Genomic DNA, 483 nt, shown 5'->3' on the forward strand with positions numbered 1-483 from the left:
TTGACCATTATCAGCAAACAAAGAACTTGCTGGTCAGCTACGATACCAATCCGCTTGGTTTTTTCTGAATGATTTCTCCTGGTCGTCTGTCTTGACGTCTTATTGCCGCCCTCAGGGCGGCTTTTTTATTGTTGTGAGAAGGAAATATGCTTGAACTTCCTGATAAGCAAGATAACCCGTGGGCAGTTCTCTCGATAGCCAATGCCTGGAAGTCCCTTCCCCCCATGCTGTGGTCAGCCCAGGCGCCAGAATGGTCACCTGTGGAAGAGTTGATTGATATTTCTCCTATGGCCCTACGTTTATTGCAACTCGATGTTCAGCAGCTCCGGACCCATGTTGAAGGCGTTTCAACGTTGAAAAACCTGCATTCTGGAAGCATCCTCTTACCGGGTATGTCTCCGTTGGCACAAAAGTATGCAGGACATCGCCATGGGGTATTCAACGATCGTATTGGTGATGCAAGGTCTTTGCTCTTGGGGGAAG

1 protein-coding gene is annotated in these 483 nt (G+C 48.4%); it reads left to right on the forward strand.

The genetic code is table 11. The features are described from left to right. Positions 1-146: 146 nt before the first annotated feature. On the forward strand, positions 147-483 hold a 337-nt coding region (locus A3730_RS29590), incomplete at its 3' end, for a protein adenylyltransferase SelO family protein (RefSeq protein WP_197477387.1).

It is taken from the genome of Alcanivorax sp. HI0044 (assembly GCF_001634945.1).